This window comes from Sediminibacillus massiliensis (assembly GCF_900156915.1).
GTDB classification, from domain to species: Bacteria; Bacillota; Bacilli; order Bacillales; family Amphibacillaceae; genus Sediminibacillus_A; species Sediminibacillus_A massiliensis.
In genome coordinates, this window is the sequence record NZ_LT732535.1 from 616,047 (window position 1) to 642,961 (window position 26,915).

Consider the following 26,915-nt stretch of genomic DNA (forward strand, 5'->3'; position numbering starts at 1 on the left):
AAAAAATCATAAGCCCCTGTTGGACATGAACAGGGGCTTTTTTTAATCTATGGAAAGATCTATCCTCGTTATGGTCATTAACTCTTTTGTAGTATGATGGTTCTTTTCCATCAACCGGACAGCATGTTTCCGAATCGCTTTTTCAATGAGATTTCTCACCAGCCTAGCATTAGAAAAGTTCCGATAATGTTGTGTTTGTTTTTGTTTCAGCAGATGATCTCTCAATTTCCACTCAGCTTCCTTGGAAAGCTGATATTCTCTTTCAGCAGCCATCTGTCTGGCGATTTCCACTAACTGATCGATAGAATAATCTTCAAAATCCAAGACAATCGGGAACCTGGAAGTTAATCCAGGATTCAGAGTTAAAAATTCATCCATTTCCCTTGGATATCCGGCAAGAATCAGAATAAACTGATTATGGCTGTCTTCCATATGTTTCACCAAAGTGTCGATTGCTTCTTTCCCAAAATCCTTTTCTCCTCCACGCCCGAGAGAATATGCCTCATCGATAAACAGCACTCCACCCATCGCCTTTGCAATCAAGTCTCTTGTCTTTTGGGCCGTATGTCCAATATATTCACCGACTAAATCAGCCCGTTCCGCTTCAATAAATTGGCCTTTCGGAAGGATTTCCATCTCATAGAATGCTTTGGCAAGCTTTCGGGCAACGGTTGTTTTCCCAGTCCCGGGATTTCCCTTAAACAACATATGAAGCACTTGCTTTTGCGTTTTCAAACCAGCTCTTTCTCTTTTGCTATTAATATGCATATTTGCATATATTTCTTTTACTGTTTCTTTGAGATTCGACATCCCTACAAATGAAGAAAAGTCTTGGTCTATTTTGAGAAAAGGGTCATAGCTGTTTGATTTCATGGGAGTATTTTTTTCGTCAAGGTTTTTATCTCGTTCACTCAATACAATATTTATTTGTCCGTTCCTTCTTAAGGAAACTTGAGAATCCATGTCACCACCCCTTATTCACGATAGTATACGCCGGGGATTCCAGCAATGTGACATTCGCCCATATAACGGACACAAAAAAAGGACGTAATCAAAACGTCCTTTTTTTAAAATAGATATTATTCTTTATCCAATGTAACATTTTTTGCAGGTGCAAATGTGGATATTGCATGCTTGAAAATCAGCTGTTGTTTCCCATCTGTATCAAAAAGAACCGTAAAGTTATCGAAGGCTTTGACAGTTCCTCTTAACTGGAAACCATTAAGCAAAAAAACTGTAACTTGAATGCGATCCTTGCGTAATTGGTTTAGATATTGGTCTTGTATATTTACCGATTGGGACATGAAAATTTCCTCCTCTTTTCTATCTATAATATGTATTTCTATTTTTTTTCTATCTTTCCTGCCAGATCGTTCAAAATAACTTCAAATTTTTCATCTGGATTATCTGGTGAAATGCTATACCATTCCACATCCATTTTGTTTTTAAACCAAGTCAACTGCCGTTTTGCATACCTTCTGGAATTCCTTTTTAATAATTCGATTGAATCTTCCAGACTGGCTTCTCCTTCCAAAAAAGGGAGGAATTCTTTATAGCCGATCGCTTTCATGGCTTGTGCGTGTTTGAGCCCTTTTTGATAAAGGTTTTCGACTTCTTCAAGTAAACCTTGTTCCATCATCGTATCGACCCGCTCATTAATTCGCTTGTACAATGTCTCCCTATCCATATCGAGGCCGATCAAGTATGGATCATAGTCAGATTCTGTTTGTTGATTGTTTTGGTATTCTGTCATAGTCATACCAGTAGTTTCGTAAACTTCCAAGGCTCTTATGACCCTTCTCATGTTATTTGGGTGAATTTTGGCAGCCTGCTCGGGGTCTGCTCTTTTCAGACGTTCATAGACTGGTTCGATGCCATTAGCGTTGATTTCTTCTTCTAGCGCCTTCTGATACTGCTCATCTCTTTTTTGCTCCGTGAAATTATAGCCGAAAAGAGCAGCCTGGATGTACAAGCCTGTACCTCCTGCAATGATTGGCAGCTTATTTTTATCGCCTATTTTTTGAATATAACCGGCTACAAGCAATTGAAACTCTGCCACTGAAAAATGTTGATCAGGCTCTTTTATATCGATCATATAGTGAGGAACCCCTTGTTTTTCTGTCTCCGTCACTTTAGCGGTCCCTATATCCATTCCCTTATAAACCTGCATGGAATCTCCACTGATTACCTCGCCATTGAAACGTTTGGCAATTTCCACACTGAGCTTTGTCTTTCCTACTGCTGTCGGGCCCACCACAGCCACCACTTGTTGTTTCATTTACATACTCCTCGGTCGATTGATAGAGTTAACCCGATTTATCCGAGTTATCATTGTTATCAAATTTTTCATCTATTATACCGTACCAAATAAAATTTTTATAGGATATACTGCTTCCTATCTAAGTTTCAGTTACCAAATCGCGGGGTATTAAAATTTACAAGCAACTAAAAAGGAGGAATTACAATGGGAATCATCATATATCTTATTGTCGGCGGCTTGATAGGCTGGCTAGCCGGCTTGATTGTCGGAAAAGACTTGCCTGCAGGGATCATCGGTAACATTGTTGCAGGGATTATAGGCGCTTGGATTGGTGGAGAACTATTCGGGCAATGGGGACCTGAGCTCGGCGGCATCTACATTATTCCTGCACTTATTGGCGCCATTATCTTTGTACTGATCTTGAGCGTCATCATGCGTGCATTACGCAGAAAATAACTCATAAAAAACGAAGGCTTATCAAGAAGCCTTCGTTTTTTTTATCGAAATCATTCCATTGTTTCATATGCTTGTAACATCCATATATGTTTTTCCAATCTTCCTTGGATTTCGTTCAGCAAATCGGCAGTCGGCTGGTCATTCAATTCTTCTGCCATCTTCACACCTTTTCCTTTAATTTCATCAACCATGGTTTGATAATCTTTAGCCAGCTGCGTAATGATTTCATGCTCGGTATCGTCAGCCTGAGCTTCATATAGGGTCGCTTCTTTGATATATTTATGCATAGTGGCAAGTGGTTTTCCGCCAATAGCCAAAATCCGTTCAGCCAGTTCGTCCAAGTCTTCAGCAGCTTCATTGTACAGGTCTTCGAACACTTCATGTAACTTAAAGAAATGTCTGCCAGTCACATACCAGTGGTACCTGTGCAGTTTAATATACAAGACGGCAAAGTTGGATAACTCCTGATTCAAAAAATTTACCAACCTTTGATTTTCCGGCATGTTTTCGTTCACATGGACATTTAGATTGTCTGCCAATTTCATCTCACCTTTCATTGTATATGTTTCTAATTATGTATTTGTTTTAATACATAATTATATACAGTAAAACCTTTGTTTACTTATCCTTTCCACTACTTGCCTGAAATGAAACGAGTTTAGTTGGTTTTTGTCCACAAAAAAAGCATCCCCAGCCATTGTGGGGGAATGCTTGTTACATAACTCGTTTGAACATTTTTTCCATTTCATATTCAGAAAAGTGGATGATGATCGGCCGACCATGAGGACATGTAAATGGATCGGTTGATTTTCGCAAGTCTTCCAATAATCGGAACATATCTTCATTATTCAAATAATGATTTGCTTTGATTGATCGTTTACAGGACATCAGTATTGCTGCCTCTTCCCTTAATTTGTGAATACTGATTTTTTCTTCCATTATAACTTGTTCCACCATTTCCTGAATCACTTCTTCTTCAAATCCCTTAGGGAACCATTGTGGGTGAGACCTGATTATATAGCTTTGCGGACCGAAGGGTTCAAAAAACAAACCCACTTTTTGAAATTCTTTTTGGTGCTGTTCGATTAAAAGTGATTCCTGCTTTGAAAATTCAAATGACAAAGGAAGTAATAATTCCTGTACTTCATTTTCCACTTCACCGATTTTTTCCTTGAAAAATTCGTATTTGATTCTTTCTTGTGCTGCATGTTGGTCGATAATATAAAGCCCGTGTTCGTTTTGGGCAAGGATATATGTGCCGTGATGCTGTCCAATCGGATATAGAGTAGGTATTCTTTGGCTGCTTTCTCGTATTGGATGTGTGACGGTTGGCGTCTGATCCTGGTCACTTTGAGTTAGTGTCGGCCTCTCAAGTTGTCCCGTCATTTCCTCCTGAAGTTCGCTCCTACTTTCGCTTGGTTCACTTGAATAGGAGTCATCCTGCCCGGAAACCCCAAATGGGGATGTCGTTTCTTTTGTTGTTATCTCCATGTTTGGAGTCGGAAAGGGTGCCGCCTCCTTGATTCGTTCATCATAATCGAAATCAAACGTATTTTGCAAGCTCTGTTGCTGCGAAATTTTCGGAGCGTTTGATTCAGGTATAAGCGACTGTTTACGGAATGCTTCTTTTATCATTGTTTCGATTGCGTCAAACAATTCTTTTTCCTTACTAAACCGCACCTCTAGTTTCGAAGGATGGACATTGACATCTACGAGGATTGGATCCATTTCGATGTTTAAAACGACAAGCGGGTTCCTGCCAATTGGCAACAATGTATGATATCCACCGGCAATCGCCTTGGTTAAAGGAACACTTCTTATATACCTTCCGTTTACTATAGTGGATATATAATTACGGGAAGCTCTAGTCACTTCAGGCTTTGCCACGTACCCACTAATAGAGAAATCAAGACTCTCATGTTCTACGGGCACCATTTTCTTGGCGACGCTCATACCATAGACTTGGGCTATAATTTGCAATAAATCACCACGGCCGTTACTTTTAAACAACTGCTTGTCATTATGCAGCAATTCAAATCTTATATCGGGATTGGACATGGCCATCCTGTTTATTACATCTGTTATGTGACCGAGTTCTGTATGAAGTGTTTTCATGTATTTCAATCTAGCCGGTGTATTGTAAAACAAGCTTTCTACAGTTATCTCCGTACCCTGCCTTGCATCACTTTTCGTTTTATTGACAGTTTTGCCGCCTTCCATCTCAATCATTGTACCAGCTTCCACACCAGTCGATGTTTTTACTGACAGCCGGCTTACTGCTGCAATACTAGCCAAGGCTTCGCCACGGAATCCTAATGTTTTCACGTGGAATAAATCAGTTTCATTCCTGATCTTACTGGTAGCATGGCGCGAGAAAGCCTGCACACAGTCTTCTTCCGTCATCCCTTCCCCATTATCCGTTATTTTTATCAGCTCCAGCCCTGCTTCGGCCACTTCGACTTTTATCCAGGAGCTGCCTGCATCTATACTGTTTTCGACCAGCTCTTTAACTACTGAAGAAGGCCTTTCGACTACTTCCCCTGCCGCTATTTTGTTTGCTAATGAGTCAGGCATTTGGAATATTTTCATTCAGGAGACCTCCTCATCTCAGGATTCTTTCGCTTTTTTTTGCAAACTGTACAAGATGTTCATTGCATCCATGGGAGTTATATCCATAAAATCGATTTTCATCAGCTCGTCATGCAGTTGACTGTTTTTCTTTTTGACGGGTTTTCCGGTTTTTTGGGTTTCGGCACTTCCGAAGAAGGACATCTGCAAATCATCTTCTGTTTCATCTGATTGGTTGTTTTCCGTCTTGCCATCTGGCTGCTTTTGTTCCAATTGACGCAGAATCTCGGTGGCACGGTCTATTAATTGTGCCGGAAGTTCCGCAAGTTTGGCAACATGGATCCCGTAACTTTCATCCGCCGCACCTTCTTGAATCTGATGTAAAAAAACAACTTTCCCCTCATATTCCTCAGCTCTGACATGAATGTTTTTCAATTTATCGAGGTCGTCAGCCAGGCTTGTCAACTCGTGATAATGTGTGGAAAAAAGAGTTTTGGCATGGACATGTTCATGCAAGTGCTCGATAATCGCCTGCGCCAATGCCATACCATCATAAGTACTTGTCCCCCTGCCTATCTCATCTAATAAGATAAGGCTGTCTTTAGTTGCCTGTGTGATGGCATGTTTAGCCTCCAGCATCTCCACCATAAAGGTACTCTGCCCTGAGACTAGGTCATCAGCAGCCCCTATCCTGGTGAAAATCTGGTCAAACACCGGTAAGTTGGCAGATTCACACGGCACGAAACATCCGATTTGGGCCATGATTGCTGTCAATGCCAGCTGTCTCATATATGTGCTCTTCCCGGACATGTTTGGACCTGTTATCAACAAAATGTCCGTTTCATCGTGCATACTCACTCTGTTCGGAACAAAGCTGCCATCCTTCATCACCTTTTCGACGACAGGGTGCCTGCCTTGTTCGATTTGCACTTGCCTGGAATTATTGAAAACCGGTCTGACATAATCATTAGATTCACTGACTGTGGCGAAACTTTGCAAGACGTCGATTTCACTTACTTTTTCCGCTAACATCTGTAATTCGGGAATAAACTTTTTCACTTTTTCTCTGATTTCTAGAAAAAGTTGGTATTCCAAGTCTACACTTTTTTCTTCTGCATCAAGAATCAATGCTTCTTTTTCTTTTAGTTCAGGAGTGATGAATCTTTCAGCATTTGTCAACGTCTGCTTCCGTTCATACTTTCCTTCGGGGAGCAGGTGCAGATTAGCTTTCGTGACCTCGATGTAATAGCCGAAAACCCGGTTATAACCGATTTTCAGTGAGCGGATTTTCGTTTCCTGCTTTTCTTTTTGCTCAAGCTCCGTTATCCATTTCTTGCCGTTCTTAGATGCATACCTGAAGTCGTCTAGGCGTCCATCATAGCCATCTTTGATCAATCCGCCCTCTTTCAATGTTAAGGGGGCGTCTTCATGAATACTTTCTTCCAACAATAAATAAAGTTCCTTCAAATCATCGATGTCCCGGCCGAGCCCATGGACCCCATTATTTTCGAATTGGCTCAGTATTTCTTTAATCTCCGGTATTTTACCCAGTGATTGCTTTAATTGGATTAAATCCCGGGCATTTACATTCCCAAAAGAAACCCTGCCGGCAAGTCTTTCCAAATCGTAGACAGATTGCAGCGCTTCTCTGATCGACTCCCTTTCAAAAAACTGTTCCATGAAGCCTTCCACGATTTCCAACCGTTTTTCAATACCTGCCAGGTTCATCAATGGCCGCTCGAGCCACTTCTTCAACAACCTGCCTCCCATTGCAGTGACCGTTTGATCAAGCACCCATAACAAACTTCCTTGTTTTCCTTTTCGCAGAAGCGTCTCGGACAATTCCAGATTTCTTTTCGAATACATATCTAACGTCATATAGTCTTTCAACTGGATAATTTGTACAGGTTTCAAATGATCCAACGATCTTCTCTGAGTCTTTTGCAAGTAATTCAACATCCGGCCATATGCTTCCATTAATTCCTTGCTTTCGTTCAGTTCTTCTGTTAAAGAATCGAACCCTTCTGGAATCTTTGTTTCTTCCTGTATAGAAAGAGTCACTTCAAGTCTCTCTTTCAGTTCTGTCTGATATCTTTCATCCAAATCACCTGGTATGACAATTTCCCTGATCGGCCGGTTGAATAGTTCGCTGACTACGGACTGCCAGCCATCCTTGACATTTGCCAAAGAAGTTTCCCCTGTAGACAAGTCGTTGTACACAACGGTAAAAGAACCATCAGAGCTTTCGTTGATACTGGCGAGGTAATTATTTTCCTTATCATCCAGCATCGTTCCTTCCATAATCGTGCCTGGCGTTATCAGTTGTACTACTTCTCTTTTGACAACTCCTTTTGCAGACTTTGGATCTTCCACTTGTTCGCAAATCGCAATTTTATAACCCCGCTCTACCAGGGTTTTTATATAATTTTCTGCCGAGTGGTAAGGCACACCGCACATCGGTATCCTTTCCTCTCCTCCGCCATCCCGGCTCGTCAACGTTATTTCCAATTCTTTGGATGCCATAAGTGCATCGTTAAAGAACATTTCATAAAAATCTCCCAAACGGAAAAAGAGAAAGCAATCTTTGTATTCCGCTTTTATCTTGAGATACTGTTGTATCATCGGTGTATATGTAACCATTTTATTTCCCCCGTAACAAACATACTTCCATTATTATATCATATAAAACTGGCATTTCATTCTGTTGTGTTTACTAGTTTTCCGTCCATTTTATGGTTAGTCATCATTAATAAACTTTCTTAGACAGAAAAAAATAACGAGAGATTTCTCCCTCGTTTTTGGTTATTCTTCTTCATTTTTAGCAAGGAAATCAGGGTTGATCTCATCAAACTCATCATCCGACAGATCAAAATCCCAATCGTCATCTTCTCCCACATATCCTTTAGGATCTACTTTGACACATACCTTGGTTTCACCGATAACCTCGACTAAAAATTCCCTCTCTGTTTCTACCAGAATTTTATGGTCGTTGCTTGATATTTTACATTCCAGGCAGTTTGGCTGCTGGATGACTTTAGCAAAAACCTCAAAATCGTCATTTAATGTCTGGTCATCTTTCACGGATAATTTTACGTGATCGCAATACTTCACTCGTTCCGTTACTACTTCTGTCTTGGTGTTATCGTTATAGGAGTACCAAACGTTTACATCATAGCTGCCGTTTATCTCTACAGTATCATCACCTTTTTTATTGGCATTGTATAAGTGGTTAATTACCCAGCAACCAAGAATACTGGAGGGTCTATGTGATGGCGAGATTGTATTCGTGTCCTGAGTAAATTTACGCCCCTTGCCAATAACGGCTTTTGTTATGATTTCCCGATATTCCTGATCAAGAAATGACATAAGAACTAAAACCTCCTCTTTTTTTCATAGTCATTTTATGCATGGCATTCACCTAAAGTGCATAACTTTCCTGTTTTCAATTAGGAAGTGACATGAAAGGTTCTAATCCATCCTATGCAAAAGCCTATCGAATTGTACTATCCCGGCAGAATAAAAAACAAAAAAAAGCCTGGCAATGAGCCAGACTTTTTGGTTGATCAATGGCTGCAAGAACTGTTTTGCGATTTCGTTCCTGTTTCGCCGGCTAGAATATCTCCACCTGTCGATCTAATTACTTCATTGGTGACCTCACGTGCGATTGTGTTGGTAACCATTTGCAAAATGTCATTTATGACAACTTGTGATTCCTTGAATTCCTGCACGACAGGTATGTCATCAATCTCTTTTTCGATTCGGTCTAACTCAGTTTCCACCTTTTTCAAAGCCTCTTCTTTTCCATATGCTTGAAAGTTGACAGCTTGTTTTTGCAGGGCCTTCAGCTTTTTAATTAAAATTTGAACTTTTTGATTTTCATTCAATTTCGCTTCTATTTGTTTAAAACGATCAATTTCTTCTGTATTCGCCATCATATTAGCAAGTTTATTCGCTTCTTCCATTACCTGTTTCCTAGTGTATTCCGCCATTTATTTCACCTCGATAGCTTTCTCTGCCAATTCTCCGTCAAGAGACCAAGTTTTTGCATTGATTATTTTCACTTCCACAATCTTACCGATCATAGACTTCGGTGCTTTGAAGTTTACAAGTTTGTTTCTTTCTGTGTAACCTGCGAGTACGTCCGGATTCTTTTTACTTTCCCCTTCTACTAGCACTTTCACAGTCTTTCCTTCATATTTTTGCATCGCCTCGGCAGCCTGCTTATTCACGAGTTTATTCAATCGTTGCAACCGTTCTTTCTTGACCTCCATCGGTACATTGTCTTCCCATCTTGCAGCAGGTGTACCTTCTCTTGGAGAGTAAATAAAAGTGTAGGCACTTTCGAACCCGACTTCTTCGACCAATGATAAGGTCTCTTCAAATTGTTCTTCTGTTTCATTCGGAAAACCGACGATTATATCAGTAGTCAATGTAGCATTCGGCATTGCAGTCCGGATTTTATCGACAAGTTCAAGATATCTTTCCCTCGTATAACGCCTTGCCATCACTCTGAGCACTTCAGAACTTCCCGATTGAACCGGAAGATGGATATGGTCTAATAAGTTGCCGCCCTTAGCGAGTACTTCAATCAAGCGATCATCGAAGTCCCTGGGATGGGAAGTGGTAAAACGAACCCTCGGAATATCGATTTTATGAATTTCATCCATTAAATCCCCAAGTCCGTATTCCATGTCAGTAAAGTCTTTTCCATAAGCATTAACATTCTGACCAAGCAGAGTGATTTCTTTATATCCTTGTGCTGCGAGCTGTCGCACTTCTTGAATAATATCCTCCGGACGACGGCTTCTTTCTTTACCACGGGTATAGGGAACAATGCAATATGTACAGAACTTATCACAACCATACATAATATTGACCCATCCTTTTATTTTTCCTTTTCGGACTTTCGGAAGGTTTTCGATGATATCTCCTTCCTTAGACCATACCTCCACAACCATTTCCTTTCCAAACATTGCTTCCTTTAAAAGCTGTGGCAAACGATGGATATTATGGGTCCCGAAAATCATATCAATGAATGGATGTTTCTTAAGAATCCTGTTGACGACTGATTCCTCCTGGGACATACAACCGCACACACCTAAAATAACATCGGGGTTTTCTGTTTTCAGTGTTTTTAAGTGGCCTATCTCACCGAAAACTTTATTCTCTGCATTTTCACGAATCGCACAAGTGTTTAAAAGGATGATATCTGCTTCTTTTGCTTCGTTTGTCGATTGATAACCCATATCCGTCAACAGTCCTGCCATCACTTCTGTGTCATGCTCGTTCATTTGACATCCGTAAGTACGGATCAGGAACTTCTTGTCCTTGCCAATATTTTTCATATCGTCAGGAACATTATAATCATAATGAATTTGTACATCTTCCCGGCGGCGTTTTTTTGCTTTTTTTAAGTTTGGCGGCTCGTAAGTAGTCTGAAAATACTTGCCGATCAATTCTTCAGAATCCGTATTTTTTATACGGTCCAGGTTGCTGTCCTGTGCGGATTTTATGTCCGTTGGTTCAGCCTGTTTAATTTGGTTCATTTCTTTCCGTTGTTGTTCATTCATTTACGGAAACTCCTTCCTTAAAACACTTAACTAGTGTGAAACCCTGTTCCCATGCACTGCACTCTCCCCATACTTTGGTATCTCTTCAACTACCCAGTATAGGCAAATAGCGACATAGTGACATTTTTATTTCCTGTGATTCTGATGATTGTTGAGCCATACACTCGCTACGGCAGAACTCTTCGCTGTTAGGAGTTTTCTGAATTTATAGTTGGAATAACCCATGTTAGAAATATTATAGGACCACCTCACACTTAATCAAAAATCCCATCATAAGCGAAGGAAAATGCGAGACTCCAGTGGGAAAGGAATAGTCTAAAGACCCCATAGGTGGCGCTTTTTGCCAGCGAGGAGGCTGAAGCGTTCCCCACGGAAAGCGAGCGTTTTTCCGCAGCGCTGGACTACCACTCAATCCGAAAAGGATGATAGGAAGCCACACACAAGTTATGTCGCAGTTTATATATTTTGCGCAAAGTTATTCTTCAGAAAAACAGCTTTCCAGAACAAGGTTTTCCAATTTAACTATTATACCAAGCAATCCTGAAAAAAATAAAGAGCTTATGCATTAATTATACGTGATTTCATTTCAATAAAAAAGGAAGTGGAAGAAACTAAAAACGTTTCTCCCACTTTAAAACCAGGATATCAGGACAGGATGCCAAGCTTTTTGCCGGCTTTTTCAAATGCCGAGAGGGCTTCTGACAATTCTTCACGGGAATGCTCCGCAGTCACTATCGTCCGGACTCTGGCCTTCCCTCTTTGTACAGTAGGAAAAGTGATCCCTTGTGCGAATACCCCTTCTTCGAATAATTGATCGGAAAATTTATGTGCGAGACCGTCGTCACCGATCATTACGGGTGTGATCGGCGTTTCACTAATCCCGATGTCAAAACCGAGTGTTTCCAACCCTTTTTTGAAGTATTTGGTATTTTCCCACAGCTTATCGATCAACTCTGGTTCTTCCAGAAGGACATCGATAGCTGTATCGCATGCCGCCGTCACAGCAGGCGGATGGGAAGTACTGAATAAGAATGGTCTGCCCTTGTGAATCAGATAATCCTTCAATGTCTGCGTACTGGCCACATAGCCTCCCAGTACTCCTATTGCTTTGCTTAACGTACCGACTTGAATATGAACTCTTCCATCAAGCCCAAAATGATTTACTGTTCCACGTCCGTTTTCCCCCAGCACTCCGCTTGCATGGGCATCGTCCACCATAATAAGTGCATCATATTTTTCGGCCAGTTCCACAATTTCAGGAAGAGGGGCAATATTTCCGTCCATCGAAAACACACCGTCTGTTACCACTAAACGTGTACGATAATCCATACTTTCTTTAAGTGCCTGTTCCAAAGATTCCATATTCACATGTTTATAGACTTTGCGGGCAGCTTTTGTCAGGCGGATTCCATCGATAATAGAAGCATGGTTCAATTCATCCGAAATCACTACATCCTCATTTGTTAAGATAGAAGAAAGGACTCCTTGATTCGTCGTAAATCCGGACTGGAAAACCAAAGCCGCCTCCGTATGTTTAAATTCTGCAAGTTTATTCTCAAAGTTTTCATGCATTTTCAACGTACCGGCAATTGTCCTGACAGATCCAGTTCCAGCTCCGTATTCACGTACAGCTTCCTCTGCTGATTTTTTCATACGGGTATGGGAAGTCAGTCCAAGATAGTTATTGGAAGAAAGCTGAATTACTTCCTTACCTCTAATAGTGACCCTGGATCCCTGGGCTGATTCCAAAGGTATCAATTGCCGGAAAGTTCCTTCACTTTTCATTTCTTCCAGTTGTTTCTGTAAATATTCAAAACCTTTCATTCCATCTCCTCCACTCTATTAATTATGGATGTAGCACAACTTTACCACAGTTTCCCAGATTCATTAATTCAAAGCCTTTTTCAAACTCTTCCAACGGGAAGTGGTGGGTAATCATTGGTGTCAGATCAACTTGGCCTGAATGAAGCAATCCGGACACCTGCTGCCAGGTTTCAAACATTTTCCTGCCTGTGATCCCCTGTACTGATATTCCTTTGAAGACAATATCATTTGTAATATCTATTGTTACTGGTTTGGTCGGAAGGCTGAGGATGGACATTCTGCCGCCATTTGTAATCATTTTGAATCCTTGATCAATGGCGACGGGATGACCACTCATTTCGCAGACTACATCGACTCCATTAAGTTGTGTAAGCTTCTGGATAATCTCCAAGGGATCAGATTCACCGGAATTAATGACAGAAGTCGCTCCCATTTTTTCTGCCAATTCCAGACGATACTCATTTAAATCAAGCGCTATCACTTGAGAAGCACCTGCTGCTTTCGCTACACCGACTGCCATAAGCCCGATTGGACCACAGCCAATTATAGCTACAGACTTTCCGACTACATCTCCGCTCAATACAGTATGGACAGCATTACCCATCGGTTCTTGTACAGAAGCTATATGTTCCGGCATGTCACTTGGATTTTTCCAAAGATTCTCTTCCGGCAGTGCGACATATTCAGCAAAACAACCGTCCCTATCGACTCCTATAATTTCCGTATTTGCACAAATATGATACTTGCCGGACAAGCACTGGGAACATTGGTGACATACAATATGTGTTTCTGCGCTTACAAAATCTCCTGTTTTTACCTTGCTTACTTTATCACCAATCTCGACCACTTCCCCGGAAAACTCATGGCCGAAAACATAAGGCGGATTTATTCTGGCCTGCGACCATTCATCCCAATTGTAAATGTGAACATCAGTCCCGCAAATAGAGGTCGCCTTTACTTTTATCAATACTTCTTTTTCCTTGATCTCCGGGATTTTGACTTGCTTTAAGACTGCACCCTTTTGCCTGCCATTTTTAACGATCGCTTTCATCATTCCATTCACAGTGAACACAACTCCTCAAAGAAAAGCTCATTTCTAGTTGATATACATTTATTTTAACACGCAATAAAAATATTACAATCCGCACTGTCCTTCTGATAAATACATTTGCACATATAAAAAAGCAACAGATCTGCAGGTAGATTCTGTTGCTGCTATCCGTAGCTTAATGGTTCTTCAATCAGGAAACTTTTCTATAAAGTTACGGTGTGTAATGTATTCGATTTGTTCCCTTGAGCAAAAGTGAGGCAGGCCATCAAGTAAATAATCATAATCCAGCTGATTATTGAGTCGTAAAGTCGGCCCTGTTGTTCCATCGAAGTCAGAGCCAAACCCAAGACATTTTTCAGCTCCCATTTGGAGAAAATAATCGATATGATAAAAAACATCTTTGTAAGAGGGATTTGGGCCATCTTTTATAAAGTCGGGTTCAAAAGTGACTCCTATCCACCCATTTTTCTCTATCAACTTATGTATTTGCCGATCATCCAAATTCCTGGGATGCGAAGCCAACTTTTTGGCGTTTGAATGACTGGCCATTGGATAATCCGCCAATTCGACCGCATCAAAGAATCCTTTATAAGAAATATGAGAAAGATCTGTCCACACTTTGGCTTTGTTCAACAAATCGATGATTTCTTCTCCAAACGAACTTACCCCTGCGCCGCGCTTTTCCAGAATCCCGTCTGCTACTGCATTGGATTGATTCCATGTCAATCCTACCGCTTTTACACCAAGTTGAATGAACGTTTCCATTTTTGATATATCTCTTCCGATTGAATGACAACCTTCTAAAGTGAGAATTGCCCCTTTTTCCTGTTCCTTCAGTGACAAAATATCTTCCTTCGAACGAATCATTTTGATATCCGGATATGGATCGATGATTTTTTTATAGAAAATGTTCACCATTTCTAATGCCGAGTGGAATTGTCGTTCTTCTGGAACTTCTTCTGGTACGAAGATAGCAAAACACTGGACTTTCACCGGACTTTTCTTCCAATTCACATAATTGACTTGTAATTCCTCGCTGTCAAAAAAAGAAATATTCCGTTCCCAAATTTTCAATAGAACATCACAGTGGGCATCTATTATCATATGAATCTTAACTCCTTCCAAAAAATCGCAGCCATGAAAAATAAAGCCTGTTTGTTAGATCAAACAGGCTTAAAATAATATCTATATGATGGTTTATCTAGGTTCAATAATCAATTTAATTGCTGTACGCTCCTCATTATCAATCATAATATCTGTAAAAGCTGGGATACAAATTAAGTCAACTCCACTTGGGGCTACAAATCCTCGGGCAATTGCAACTGCTTTCACGGCTTGGTTTAATGCACCAGCGCCGATAGCCTGAATTTCCGCTGAACCGCGTTCTCTTAGAACATTCGCAAGCGCACCCGCTACTGAATTCGGATTCGATTTAGCTGAAACTTTTAATATTTCCACTACTAGTACCTCCTTCGTTTACTAAAGTTGTTTCCACTTTTACTATATTCTTGGAGAAGACAGTTATTCCCTTTTATTATGAAGGAATTTTTCTAAAAATTCAAATAATCAGCCGAAAAATGGGTGGTCATCATTAATAAGAATTCTGTCAATTTTTTTTGTTTTTCCCGACGTATCGTCGATATCCACTATCACCGCACTTAATTGTGTTCTTCCCTTTTTCGTCACTTCGAAACGTACAGGCAAATTTGTCAGAAATCTTTTCAAAACAGCTTCCCGGTCTGTTCCGAGTATTCCATCGTAAGGGCCTGTCATGCCCACATCTGTTATATAACCAGTCCCTTGAGGCAGCACCCGTTCATCTGCAGTCTGGACGTGTGTATGTGTACCTACAACCATACTGACCCTTCCGTCTAAATACCAGGCCATGGCTTGCTTTTCGCTCGTTGCTTCAGCATGAAAATCAACAAATATATGGTTCGTCTTCTTTTTTGCTTCTTCTATCAATGCATCTGCTTTGCGGAACGGATCATCCAAAGGCGGAAGAAAAGTTCTGCCTTGTAAATTGATCACCGCTAGTGTGAGTTTGTTTGATTTTACGAACACGAGGCCTTTTCCCGGTGTCCCTTCAGGGAAGTTGGCAGGTCTCACCATACAGTCAGCATCGTCTATAAATTCAAAGAGTTCCTTTTTGTCCCAAGTATGATTCCCCATTGTGATTGCTTGTGCCCCCGCTTCAAGCAATTGTTTATAAATTTTTTCGGTTATCCCTTTACCTGATGCTGCGTTTTCTCCATTAACAATGCTGATATGCGGCTGGAACTTCTGCTTCAGTTTAGGTAAATACTCTGTCACCATTTCTCTTCCAGGCGCTCCTACTATATCACCGATAAACAAAATTCTCATAAATACATCATCCATTCTTTGTCATTGTTTCATTCAGTTTCACACAGACGGCCATCGATGTCAAAATCTCCCCAGCCGCAAAAAAATAAAGCGGCTGAATGGCCGCTTTATTTTGCATATTCTACAGCACGAGTTTCCCGGATTACTGTAACCTTGATATGTCCAGGGTAATCCAACTCGTCTTCGATTTTTTTTCTGATGTCTCTGGCAATCCTCAAAGCTTCCAAATCATCAATTTCTTCAGGTTTTACCATGATTCTTACTTCCCGGCCTGCCTGAATGGCAAATGATTTTTCCACCCCTTCATAGGATTCGGAAATTTCTTCTAATTTTTCTAAACGCTTAATATAATTCTCCAATGTTTCACTTCTTGCTCCTGGTCTCGCTGCCGATAATGCATCGGCTGCAGCTACCAGTACCGCGATAACAGATGTCGGCTCTTCATCACCATGATGGGAAGCAATCGAATTGATAACGACCTCATTTTCTTTATATTTCATCGCAAGTTCCTTACCAATTTCCACGTGACTTCCTTCCACTTCGTGATCGATAGCCTTTCCGATATCATGGAGTAAGCCAGCCCTTTTAGCGAGTGTCTCATCTTCTCCCAGTTCAGCTGCAAGAAGACCTGATAGATAAGCAACTTCCGTAGAATGTTTCAATACATTCTGACCATAACTTGTACGGTATTTGAGTCGACCCAATATTTTCACGAGATCTGGATGCAAACCGTGCACACCAACCTCAAAAGTTGTTTGTTCTCCAACTTCCCGAATATACTCATCAACTTCCCTGCGTGATTTGTCAACCATCTCTTCAATTCTTGCAGGGTGGATTCTTCCGTCTTGAACAAGCTTTTCCAAGGCAATCCGAGCTGTTTCTCTTCTTATCGGATCGAAGCCTGATAAGATGACAGCTTCTGGTGTATCATCTATAATCAAATCGATTCCAGTCAATGTCTCTAAGGTCCTGATATTTCTTCCTTCACGACCTATGATGCGGCCTTTCATTTCATCGTTTGGCAGATTGACTACAGAAACAGTCGTTTCTGCAACATGATCCGCTGCACAACGCTGCAAAGCAAGAGATAAAATGCTTTTCGCTTTTTTATCCGCTTCTTCTTTTGCACGATTTTCCGCTTCCTTTATCATCAAGGCAGATTCGTGTGTAACCTCTTGTTCTACTCGTTCCAATATTACTTGTTTCGCCTGGTCAGTAGTGTATCCGGAAATGCGCTCTAGTTCAGCTTGTTGCTCGCTTAACATAGCTCCCACTTTGCTTTCCATTTCTTCAATTTGTTGTTGTTTTTCTGTTAAAGACTCTTCTTTCTTCTCTAACATGAGTTCACGCTTATCCTGCGTTTCACTCTTACGGTCCAGATTTTCTTCTTTGTGCATCAAGCGGTTTTCCTGCTTTTGCAATTCAGTCCGTCTCTCACGAAGTTCCTGATCCGCCTGCTGACGAAGCCTGTGGTTTTCATCCTTGGCTTCTAGAAGTGCTTCTTTTTTGGCAGCATCGGCGTTTCGATGTCCTTCTTCAACAATTTGTTTTGCCAATTGTTCCGCACTGGATATCTTTGCTTCAGCAATCGATTTTCGAATCAGATAACCAACAACAATACCGACGATAAGGGTAAGCAAACTGGAGATGATTAGGGTAACTAAGTCCATGATTTCACCTCCTCTTGCTATAAATTTGTACAATCACTTTTTAGTCGGCATGTACAGTGTCCTTCATTTTAAAAATGATCTTTTTTCACAATGAAATGTATAATAAAAATAATAATTATACATTTCAATTTTAATCTTGAGGGGGTATATTGTCAAGGAACCGTCAAATTTATGTCATAATCTTTTTCTTGACTCATATACTAATAAGCTGTATGGAAAAAATAACGACCCCTGCCACTCGGCGGGGGTCGTTTACTTTTATACCTCTATATCTAATGCTTCCTGGTTTTCCTGTTCTTCCGGAGTCCCGCTTCCACCGGTATCCAAGTTGTAATGACTGCGGATTGCATGGTAAATCTCATCTTTGAAATCTTCATTTTCTTTCAAGAACTGCTTGGCATTTTCCCGTCCCTGCCCAAGACGTTCTTCATTATAGGAGTACCAGGCACCACTTTTTTGCACAATATCCAAATCCGACCCGATATCGAGCAACTCTCCTTCTCTAGAGATGCCTTCTCCATACATGATATCAACCTCAGCTTGTTTGAATGGAGGTGCCACTTTATTTTTGACAACCTTTATTTTCGTTTTGTTCCCGACCATGTCATTCCCTTGCTTCAAGGTCTCTGCCCTGCGGACTTCCAATCTTACAGAAGAATAGAATTTCAAAGCACGGCCGCCGGGAGTCGTTTCCGGATTACCAAACATAACACCGACTTTTTCACGTATTTGGTTAATAAAGATTGCAGTTGTTTTTGATTTATTGATAGCCCCTGAAAGCTTTCTTAATGCCTGGGACATCAACCTTGCCTGCAGGCCGACGTGAGAGTCACCCATTTCCCCTTCGATCTCGGCTTTAGGAACTAAAGCAGCCACTGAATCAATAACAATCATATCTACTGCACCGCTTCGTACTAACGCTTCAGCAATTTCAAGCGCTTGTTCACCTGTGTCTGGTTGGGATAAAAGAAGTTCATCCACATTGACACCAAGTTTTCTTGCATATACGGGATCCAGGGCATGTTCTGCATCAATAAATGCTGCCTGTCCACCTTGACGCTGTGCTTCTGCGATTGCATGGAGGGAAACAGTCGTCTTACCGGAGGATTCCGGTCCGTATATTTCTACTACCCTTCCTCTTGGATAGCCGCCAACGCCTAAAGCTACATCAAGTGCAAGAGATCCGCTTGGAACCGTGGCAACCTTCTGTTCTGCTTGTTCACCCAGTTTCATGATAGATCCTTTACCGAATTGCTTTTCTATTTGTTTCAATGCCATATCTAAGGCTTGTTTACGATCACTCAATTTAGTGCCCCCTTAATATTAACTATATCTATCATAACTTGTTTTATGAGATTTAACAAGTGAAAAGCGAATATTTGTTCCCTTTTTTTATTTATTTCTCATTAATGGATAGTGCAGGTTTCTCCTTGTGAAAGTTCAACATTTAAAGCGAATGAGCCAGCAAAAAACAAAACTTACTTATTTACTCGCTAAATGTCGATGAAGTATTTCCAACCCTTTTTTTACGGCCCTTTTCCTGACACTGTTTCGATCACCGGAGAAATGATACGCTTGAGCTACTGTTTTACCTTGCTCAGCAATCCCGATAAATACGGTACCCGGCTCTTTTCCTTCAGTTTGATCGGGGCCTGCTACCCCTGTAAAGCTAATCCCTATATCGGCTTTCAAGGCATCTCTTACATTTTCAGCCATCGCCTCTGCACATTGACTGCTGACAGTGCCATATTTATTTATCAGTTGCTCGGAAATGCCAAGATGATTGATTTTGACCTTGGTCGCATAACTGACAATCCCGCCATTTATTACCTGTGAAGCGCCAGGAACGGAGACAAGAAGGTCTGTGAACCTTCCTCCTGTCAGGCTTTCTGCAGCAGCAATTGTTTGATTGGAGACATTCAACCGTTCAATAACTTTCTGTTCGATGGTCTCTTCATCATATCCGAAAAAATAAGGGCCTGCTGATTCCAATATTTTCTTCTCGGTTTCATCTATCAATTTATCAGCTTCCTGTTTTGTTGTAGCACTGGCAGTGAGCCGAATGGCAACTTCCCCCTCATAAGCAAGAGGAGCAATCGTCGGATTTGTTTGTCCGTCAATCAGATTTTTCAATTGGTGCTCCAATTGGGACTCACCTATTCCCGTAAATCGGAGCATCCGTGAATGAATTACTGTATTCAATTGATAGGTTTCGACTAAATAAGGAAAAACCTGCTCTATAGAAAGCTGTTTCATTTCGCGAGGCACACCGGGCATGAAAATCCAGGTCACCTCTTCTTCTTCCACAATCATTCCCGGAGCCATACCTGCTGTGTTTTTCAACACTTTTGCTCCTTCAAATACTCTGGCTTGTTTCCTATTGTTAGGAGTCATGGTCCGCTTTGCATTACGAAAATAAGCGGAGATTTTATCCATTGCTTCCTGATCTTCTTTCAACTGCCTGCCTGTTAATGACTGAAATGCTTCTCTTGTCATATCGTCATCGGTCGGTCCCAGTCCACCTGTGACAAACACAATATCCGAACGACTTCCAGCTTGTTTGAAAGTCTGCTTCACTCTTTCCAGGTTATCTCCCACGACACTATGAAAGAAAACACTGATGCCGTGCTGCGATAATTTTTGCGAGAGCCACTGAGCATTGGTATTGGAAATCTGGCCAAGAAGCAATTCAGTACCCACTGCGACTATTTCTGCTTTTAAATGTTTCATTATTTAGAATCCCTCATTACATGCCAATTTTTTTTGAAATAATCATAACCTGACACCACGGTAATAATTAAAGCCAAGTAAAGAGTTATGGTTCCAAAAGGAAACCCGAAATAAGAGAAAGGAAAGTCCTCAAGAAGAAGAGCAGAGACGGAAACAATTTGCAAAACAGTTTTCAATTTCCCCATTTGTCCTGCTGCTAGTACAGTTCCTTCACCTGCTGCTACTAACCGAAGCCCGGTAACAGCAAATTCCCTGCTAATAATCAATATGACAACCCAGGCGGGAGCCATCCCCATTTCAACCAGTAAAATCAATGCAGAAGCAACTAATAATTTATCCGCCAATGGATCCATGAATTTTCCTAAATTGGTTACAAGATTATATTTTCTAGCATAGTAACCATCGATCCAATCGGTTGTAGATGCAATAATAAACAGAAGGCCGGCTGCGAATTGGGAGACCGGCAACTCCCTTCCTCCAATTTGAAGACTACCCCAGTCAAATGGGACACTTAATAGAATAATAAAGATAGGGATTAAAAAAATCCTTGATAATGTAATACGATTAGGTATGTTCATGTATACATCCTCCAAAAAAATATTGAATAAAGGGAAATCTCTCTAAAAAACGAAGGGCCCGGACCTTTTTCACTTGCATGGATGAAAGTGATAAAAGGTGCCAGACCGTGATAACTCCAGTTTAATTTTCTTCTGCGGCAGCATCCCCGCCGATATTTATCCAAACTCTCTGCACTTGGCTCGGATTCATATCTTCAGGCATTTCAAGCGGTACTCCACCGACTGTTATATCTATTTGCGCCGGGTTGCCGAAACGTATCATAATCTGTTCAGCATCTGACAAATCTTCGGTCAACGGTGCCTGACTGGCATCGAACATACCGCCATACACTTCGTTTTCCCCATTGGCAATTTGGAGCCAGTGAGTGGCATCCGTATTCACTTCGACAATGATTTCTTCCCCCGGATTGACCAATTCAAAAGTTGAAACCTGGTCATTGCCCTGAGTGCCTTGTTCGACTAGATTTAATTCCGGCTCCTGTTCTTGAGCTGGTTCTTCTTCATTACTATCTTCTCCTGAAGTATCTGTCGCTTCATCGCTTGTGTCGTCTGTGTTATTACCCTCTTCATTATCCCCGTTTTGGCCGGTCTCGCCTTTATCCTGGTTTACAAGATATTCATCGACACTATCTTCAGGCTGGTTGGCGCCATTTCCATCTCCACCTAGCGAACTCTGGTAAAAATACCAAACCAAAAAAACTATCCCTATGATCAAAAGTACGACGACCAACGTTGGCAAAAAAGAAAAAATAGCAGGACTCTTAGATGGAGCATGTGATTCCTTTCTACTTCGCTGAACACTGGTATATTGTGCAGAACTTTCATCGGAAGTGGCAGGTAATTCGTTTTTATGCTCTTCTATTAATTGTTCAGCGTCCAGTCCTACAGCTGCAGCATATTCTTTAATAAATGCCCGCACGTAAAAATTGCCAGGCATGACATTATAATTCCCTTTTTCGATTGCTTGTAAATACCTCGTCTGGATTTTCGTGACTTGTTGTATATCATTAAGAGACAGATTTTTCTGCTCACGTGCTTCCTTTAGTCTCGCTCCTATTTCCATCCTATACACCATCCATTTTAAAAATCAAACATAGAAAAGCCATCCTCCTGATTGAACTTTTGCTTTTCTACTGGATCATATTTTATTTCTTCATTTTCATCATTCCGCAGTTCGATAATGTAATCGAAGTCATCCAACTTATATTCCGTCTGCTGCACAAAAATGTCCGGATGTTCCACCACTTTTGTTGCAGGCAGTCTCATTATTTCACGAACAAGTTCCCAATGTTTCTCACTTGCACGTCTGGTAGATACAATTCCATCTATTATATATAAATTGTCTACGTTATATTCATCCTCAATCAACTGGCTTCTAATTGTCTGCTTTAATAATGTACTGGATACAAACAACCACCTTTTGTTTGCGCAAACACTAGAAGCGACGATGGATTCCGTCTTACCCACCCTTGGCATTCCTCTTATTCCAATGAGTTTATGTCCATCTTTTTTGAACAATTCAGCCATGAAATCAACAAGAAGTCCAAGTTCATTCCTCACAAAACGGAAGGTTTTTTTGTCGTCTATGTCACTATGTATATACCTGCCATGGCGGACTGCCAGTCTGTCTCTAAGTTTAGGTTTTCTCATCTTGGTAACATTTATGGTTTCCATTGTATCCAGGATAGATTTCAGCCGGCTTATCTGTTCTTGTTTTTCAGCAAGGAGGAGCATTCCTCTCCTGGAATTTTCCACACCATTTATCGTTATAATATTAATCGACAGCATCCCTAGCAAAGATGAAATATCACCTAGGAGGCCGGGTCTGTTATGTTGTATTTCATATTCCAGATACCATTCCATTTTATCCATCATAAAAAGCCCCTTTGGCATTAAAAAACTGTTTATTCTTCAATTTTTTCACGATACTCTTATCATAAATGATTTTAATCTATTAGAAAAGGACATTGTTCTTTTTCGGTAGAAGAAATTCCACATATAAATTCATTTTACCAATTGATACCACAAATTTCCAAAATAAAAACCCTTGCTTCACATAAGCAAGGGCTCCCAAGGAACTTATTTAGCTGTTCCTTCATTTTGTACCAGCTTCACCATAATGTTCGCAATGGCATGCTGTTCTTCTTTTGACGCTGCATTCCACATATCCCGCAATACAGCCTCTTGATCGTTTTGAGCATTCACCTGTTTTGATAAGTAACCGCCAATCTCAAATGCAAGATCGTTTATGGCGTTTTGGCTCATACCCTGTCCTTGAGCCTGGTGTAAACGGTCACCAAGGAAGTCTTTCCAGGATTCGAAGTTTTCGAGTACTGACATATTAAATCCTCCTTCATTCTAACGTCTTTCATAAATAGGATTTGATTTTCCATCAACTTTATTCATGATAAAAGGAAGAAAACATAATTTACCAGGCTCCATTTATATTAAGCAACTGGCCTTGAATATACTCCGACCTGTCGTCCAGAAGGAACGAAACAATATGGGCGACTTCCTCAGGACGTCCCGCTCTGTTTGCGGGAATTTGTTCGATAATGGATTCTCTATCTTCCTGTGAAAAATGTGCATTCATTTTTGTATCAATGAACCCAGGACTGACTCCATTGACACTAACCCCACTCGGTGCCAGCTCTTTTGCCAATGCTTTAACGAAACTGTTTTGAGCACCTTTCACAGATGAATAAACAACCTCACAGCTTGCTCCGATATCTCCCCATATCGAAGAAACAACAACAATTTTTCCACGGCGTCGTGAAATCATGGAAGGCAGACAGTGTCTAGTAACCATCCATAACGCTTTGACATGGATCGACCACATTTCATCCATATTAGTATCGGTAACATCCTGAAAAAGACCGAAATGACTTTTGCCATTCGCAAATACGACCGCATCAACCGGGCTCTGCACTTTCTCCAAGAATCCCTTTATTCCCTCGTTGTTGCTCAAGTCACCCCTGATAATTCCCAGAATTGATTCTTTGTCCGCAATATCCTCTATAGCCTCACGGTTGTTATTGTAGTGAAGATACAAGCTGTACCCTTCATTGACAAGCTCTATGGCCACTGCTTTTCCAATATCCCCGCTGGCCCCCATTACAAGGCATGTTTTGTTCATGGTGACTACCCTTTAGCCGGGACGACTTGACAGACGGAGATTCGATCTTCTTCTATCCAATTGCTCAAAAAGTCATTTGCATCCTCTTCAGTTAATGACTCAATTTGCGGTAAAATGTCGAATAAGTCGATGCCGAGAAGATGATAATGAGTGAATTGGTTCGCTACAAACTCCAGTGAGTTCATCGCGCGCAAAAACTGGCCGATTTTCTTCCGTTTTATTGTTTCGAATTCTTCTTTTGCAAGCCGCTTGTCACGCAGGGATAAAAGCATTGCTTTCACTTTCTCTTCTAATTCATCCGGCTTGCCTGAATTCCCCCCGATAATAGAAAAACCAAAATCTTTCTCGATATTTGTTTCAAATTGAAAACTGTTGTCGATTAAATCTTGTTGATATAATTCTTCGTAAAATTCCCCGCTCTTGGAAAAATAATAATCGAGCATCATTTCCGTAAGCAGTTCCGTTTTCAGAAAGCTTTCTTTTGATTGATTCTGTACTTTTTCTTTAATCCCGATCATGCACCGGGATATCGACACAGGCATTTCCAAGACATGCTTTTTCTTGGCAACTTGCACAGGCTCTTCAGGAAATTGCCTCTTTATTTCCGATAACTGAGCAAATTCCTTTGAATCCTGATTGTCTTTTATCAGTTTCATCATCTCTTCAGCATCAAAGTTGCCAGCAAGAAAGAAAGTCATATTCGATGGATGATAAAATGTGTGGTAACAAGTGTATAAATCTTCCTTCGATATTTCTTGGATGGATTCCACGGTTCCTGCTATGTCTATTTGGACAGGATGGTTTTCGTATAAACTTTGAATAGTCCCGAAGAACGATCTCCAGTCAGGCTGGTCGTTGTACATTTGGATTTCCTGTCCAATGATGCCTTTTTCTTTTTCTACTGATTGTTCAGAAAAGAACGGATCTTGCACAAAATCAAGCAAAGTCCGAACATTCTCTTTCAGATTGCTTGTTGCGGAGAAAAGATAAGCTGTTTTCGTGAAGGAAGTAAAAGCATTCGCAGATGCTCCCTGTTTGGTAAAATCCTGAAAGACGTCCCTATCTTCTTTTTCAAAGAGTTTGTGTTCCAGGAAATGGGCTATTCCGTCAGGTACTGTAACAAATTCTTCTTTCCCGATCGGTACGAAAGTCTGATCAATGGAACCATAATCTGTTGAAAAAATACCGAATGTCTTGGCCATTTCAGGTTTTGGTAACAGGAAAACTTTCAACCCATTATCCAACTGTTCTGTATATAAAGTCTCTTTTAACTGACCATAAGTAGTTTTATCCATTATTTTTGCCCCCTCTGCGTTAGAAAATAGACAGTATCAAGTGTAATGTTCGCTCCTACTTTCATCAGATCATCCCTTGTCACGTTTTTAACACTTTCAATCATCTCGCTTGTTGTAATCTCTCTTCTGGAAATAACCTGGTGATACAACAATTCGACTAATCCTTGAGGATGATCCATTGTTTCCAGCAATTGATTTACGACCAGATCTTTGGTTTCATTCAATTGCTCATCGGTAAAGTCGCCTTGTTTCATCAGATTCATTTGTTCATCAATGATTTCTTTTGCTTTTTCATAATCTTTCGGGGCTATTCCGCTGAAAACCAACAACAAACCTTTATGGCTCTCAAATCTGGAAGCTGCGTAATACGCAAGACTGTGTTTCTCCCTGACATTCATGAACAATTTGGAACTTGGGAAACCTCCGAAAATACCGTTAAATACTTGCAGTGCATAATACTCGGAATCATTGAATGTAATATTCGTTCTGTATCCAAGATGCAATTTCCCTTGCTGGACATCCTGCTCGTCTATAACCGTCTTCACCTTATCGACCGGATGTTCCACGATTGTTTTATGTTCGCTCTCAACAGCCTCGCGATTTTTCGAAAAATATTTCGCGATAAGTTGTTCTACATTCCTGCCATCCATGTCACCCAATACGTAAATATCTATATCATCTTCTGATAACATTTGCTGATAATACTCATATAGTGACGCAGGTGTGATTTCTTCCAAATCTTCTTCATATCCATGAACGTGCAATCGGTACGCTTCATCTTTACACATTTCATCCATCAGCCTCATGTTGGCATAACTCATTTTGTCATCGATAATCGTATCCATTTTCTGTTTAAGTGTTTGCTTTTCCCGATTTATGATATCAGCATCGAAACTGCCCTGATCAGATTTTGGGTCATATAAAATCTCACTTAACAGCTGCATGGCTTTTTCCAGAATTTCTTCCTCTGTTGAAAGATAAGCTTCGTTGGCAGTCTCAATCCGCAGGGTGATGATGTGGTTCTCCCCTTTTTTGGCACCATCTATGCCTAAAACAGCCCCATACAAATCATCCAGCCTGGTTCTCAATTGTCTTGCATTAGGCAGATTATTCGTCCCCTGCTGCAGGACATACGGCAGAAGGGCCCTTTTTGTAATAGTATTTCTAATTAGAGGGGCCTTCAACTTCACAATTAAGTTCACTGTTTTATATTTTTTTGTCTGTATGACATGCAGATTGTACCCATTTCCACTTATTTTCGTTTCATCCACGGATTTCATAACATTTCCTCCCATTTGTTCATTATATGTATAGCATTTGAAATTTCTTTTAATATATCCTGTCAACAACCTTTTTATCGCTACATTCAATTTTAACGAAAAACAGACCCGGTAACAAATACCGGGTCTTGAA

Annotated in this window: 25 protein-coding genes; 1 reads left to right on the plus strand and 24 read right to left on the minus strand. The window is 40.7% G+C overall.

Annotation, left to right across the window (positions count from 1 at the left end; genetic code table 11):
* Positions 1-42: 42 nt before the first annotated feature.
* The 3 genes from spoVK to miaA form a co-directional block, all read right to left on the minus strand.
* Positions 43-963, minus strand: a complete 921-nt coding sequence (gene spoVK / locus CZ434_RS03845; protein ID WP_077621888.1) for a stage V sporulation protein K — start codon at positions 961-963, stop codon at positions 43-45.
* A gap of 116 nt (positions 964-1,079) precedes the next feature.
* A complete protein-coding gene (gene hfq, locus CZ434_RS03850; RefSeq protein ID WP_077621889.1) occupies positions 1,080-1,304 on the minus strand; it encodes an RNA chaperone Hfq in 225 nt (74 codons plus the stop codon).
* A gap of 38 nt (positions 1,305-1,342) precedes the next feature.
* The gene (gene miaA / locus CZ434_RS03855) at positions 1,343-2,278 is read right to left on the minus strand and encodes a tRNA (adenosine(37)-N6)-dimethylallyltransferase MiaA (RefSeq protein ID WP_077621890.1); all 936 of its coding nucleotides are present in this window, start codon (positions 2,276-2,278) and stop codon (positions 1,343-1,345) included.
* 186 nt (positions 2,279-2,464) lie between these two features.
* On the opposite strand from miaA, the gene CZ434_RS03860 reads away from it, so the two are divergent.
* Positions 2,465-2,716 carry a GlsB/YeaQ/YmgE family stress response membrane protein gene (locus CZ434_RS03860; RefSeq protein ID WP_077621891.1) on the plus strand — a complete coding sequence of 84 codons (252 nt, stop codon included), beginning with the start codon at positions 2,465-2,467 and terminating at the stop codon, positions 2,714-2,716.
* Positions 2,717-2,766: 50 nt separating this feature from the next.
* On the opposite strand, the gene CZ434_RS03865 is transcribed toward CZ434_RS03860, so the two are convergent.
* The 21 genes from CZ434_RS03865 to yfmF form a co-directional block, all read right to left on the minus strand.
* Positions 2,767-3,261 (minus strand): Dps family protein, encoded by a 495-nt coding sequence (locus CZ434_RS03865; RefSeq protein WP_425442090.1) that lies wholly within the window; start codon positions 3,259-3,261, stop codon positions 2,767-2,769.
* A gap of 169 nt (positions 3,262-3,430) precedes the next feature.
* Complete coding sequence (gene mutL / locus CZ434_RS03870; protein WP_077621892.1) at positions 3,431-5,305, minus strand: DNA mismatch repair endonuclease MutL; 1,875 nt, start codon at positions 5,303-5,305, stop codon at positions 3,431-3,433.
* An 18-nt stretch (positions 5,306-5,323) separates the two neighbouring features.
* A complete protein-coding gene (gene mutS / locus CZ434_RS03875; RefSeq protein ID WP_077621893.1) occupies positions 5,324-7,924 on the minus strand; it encodes a DNA mismatch repair protein MutS in 2,601 nt (866 codons plus the stop codon).
* A 162-nt stretch (positions 7,925-8,086) separates the two neighbouring features.
* Positions 8,087-8,650 carry an outer spore coat protein CotE gene (locus CZ434_RS03880; protein WP_077621894.1) on the minus strand — a complete coding sequence of 188 codons (564 nt, stop codon included), beginning with the start codon at positions 8,648-8,650 and terminating at the stop codon, positions 8,087-8,089.
* 197 nt (positions 8,651-8,847) lie between these two features.
* Entirely contained in the window at positions 8,848-9,273 is a 426-nt protein-coding gene (locus CZ434_RS03885; protein WP_077621895.1) for a YlbF/YmcA family competence regulator, read from the minus strand.
* Positions 9,274-10,854, minus strand: a complete 1,581-nt coding sequence (gene miaB, locus CZ434_RS03890) for a tRNA (N6-isopentenyl adenosine(37)-C2)-methylthiotransferase MiaB (RefSeq protein ID WP_077621896.1) — start codon at positions 10,852-10,854, stop codon at positions 9,274-9,276.
* A gap of 645 nt (positions 10,855-11,499) precedes the next feature.
* On the minus strand, positions 11,500-12,678 hold the full coding sequence (locus tag CZ434_RS03895) for a glycine C-acetyltransferase (protein WP_077621897.1): 1,179 nt from the start codon (positions 12,676-12,678) through the stop codon (positions 11,500-11,502).
* Positions 12,679-12,700: 22 nt separating this feature from the next.
* Positions 12,701-13,732, minus strand: coding sequence for an L-threonine 3-dehydrogenase (gene tdh, locus CZ434_RS03900; protein ID WP_245831052.1), 1,032 nt, complete (start codon positions 13,730-13,732; stop codon positions 12,701-12,703).
* 183 nt (positions 13,733-13,915) lie between these two features.
* Positions 13,916-14,833: a dipeptidase gene (locus CZ434_RS03905; RefSeq protein ID WP_077621898.1), complete on the minus strand. Its 918-nt coding sequence runs from the start codon at positions 14,831-14,833 to the stop codon at positions 13,916-13,918.
* Positions 14,834-14,926: 93 nt separating this feature from the next.
* Positions 14,927-15,187: a stage V sporulation protein S gene (locus CZ434_RS03910; protein WP_077621899.1), complete on the minus strand. Its 261-nt coding sequence runs from the start codon at positions 15,185-15,187 to the stop codon at positions 14,927-14,929.
* Between the two features lie 108 nt (positions 15,188-15,295).
* Positions 15,296-16,093, minus strand: a complete 798-nt coding sequence (locus CZ434_RS03915; protein WP_077621900.1) for a TIGR00282 family metallophosphoesterase — start codon at positions 16,091-16,093, stop codon at positions 15,296-15,298.
* 107 nt (positions 16,094-16,200) lie between these two features.
* Positions 16,201-17,763 carry a ribonuclease Y gene (rny, locus tag CZ434_RS03920; protein ID WP_077621901.1) on the minus strand — a complete coding sequence of 521 codons (1,563 nt, stop codon included), beginning with the start codon at positions 17,761-17,763 and terminating at the stop codon, positions 16,201-16,203.
* A 258-nt stretch (positions 17,764-18,021) separates the two neighbouring features.
* Complete coding sequence (gene recA, locus CZ434_RS03925) at positions 18,022-19,068, minus strand: recombinase RecA (RefSeq protein ID WP_077621902.1); 1,047 nt, start codon at positions 19,066-19,068, stop codon at positions 18,022-18,024.
* Positions 19,069-19,245: 177 nt separating this feature from the next.
* Positions 19,246-20,493: a competence/damage-inducible protein A gene (locus tag CZ434_RS03930; RefSeq protein ID WP_077621903.1), complete on the minus strand. Its 1,248-nt coding sequence runs from the start codon at positions 20,491-20,493 to the stop codon at positions 19,246-19,248.
* A complete protein-coding gene (pgsA, locus tag CZ434_RS03935) occupies positions 20,493-21,071 on the minus strand; it encodes a CDP-diacylglycerol--glycerol-3-phosphate 3-phosphatidyltransferase (RefSeq protein WP_077621904.1) in 579 nt (192 codons plus the stop codon). The genes CZ434_RS03930 and pgsA overlap by 1 nt, the downstream gene beginning before the upstream one ends.
* Positions 21,072-21,192: 121 nt before the next feature.
* Positions 21,193-22,134, minus strand: a complete 942-nt coding sequence (locus tag CZ434_RS03940; RefSeq protein WP_179107164.1) for a helix-turn-helix domain-containing protein — start codon at positions 22,132-22,134, stop codon at positions 21,193-21,195.
* A 17-nt stretch (positions 22,135-22,151) separates the two neighbouring features.
* Complete coding sequence (locus CZ434_RS03945) at positions 22,152-22,943, minus strand: DUF3388 domain-containing protein (protein ID WP_077621906.1); 792 nt, start codon at positions 22,941-22,943, stop codon at positions 22,152-22,154.
* Between the two features lie 207 nt (positions 22,944-23,150).
* A complete protein-coding gene (locus CZ434_RS03950; protein WP_077621907.1) occupies positions 23,151-23,411 on the minus strand; it encodes a DUF3243 domain-containing protein in 261 nt (86 codons plus the stop codon).
* A gap of 88 nt (positions 23,412-23,499) precedes the next feature.
* On the minus strand, positions 23,500-24,207 hold the full coding sequence (gene ymfI, locus CZ434_RS03955; RefSeq protein ID WP_077621908.1) for an elongation factor P 5-aminopentanone reductase: 708 nt from the start codon (positions 24,205-24,207) through the stop codon (positions 23,500-23,502).
* 5 nt (positions 24,208-24,212) lie between these two features.
* The gene (yfmH, locus tag CZ434_RS03960) at positions 24,213-25,502 is read right to left on the minus strand and encodes an EF-P 5-aminopentanol modification-associated protein YfmH (RefSeq protein WP_077621909.1); all 1,290 of its coding nucleotides are present in this window, start codon (positions 25,500-25,502) and stop codon (positions 24,213-24,215) included.
* On the minus strand, positions 25,502-26,782 hold the full coding sequence (yfmF, locus tag CZ434_RS03965; RefSeq protein WP_077621910.1) for an EF-P 5-aminopentanol modification-associated protein YfmF: 1,281 nt from the start codon (positions 26,780-26,782) through the stop codon (positions 25,502-25,504). Before yfmF ends, yfmH begins: the two co-directional genes overlap by 1 nt.
* Positions 26,783-26,915 lie beyond the last annotated feature (133 nt).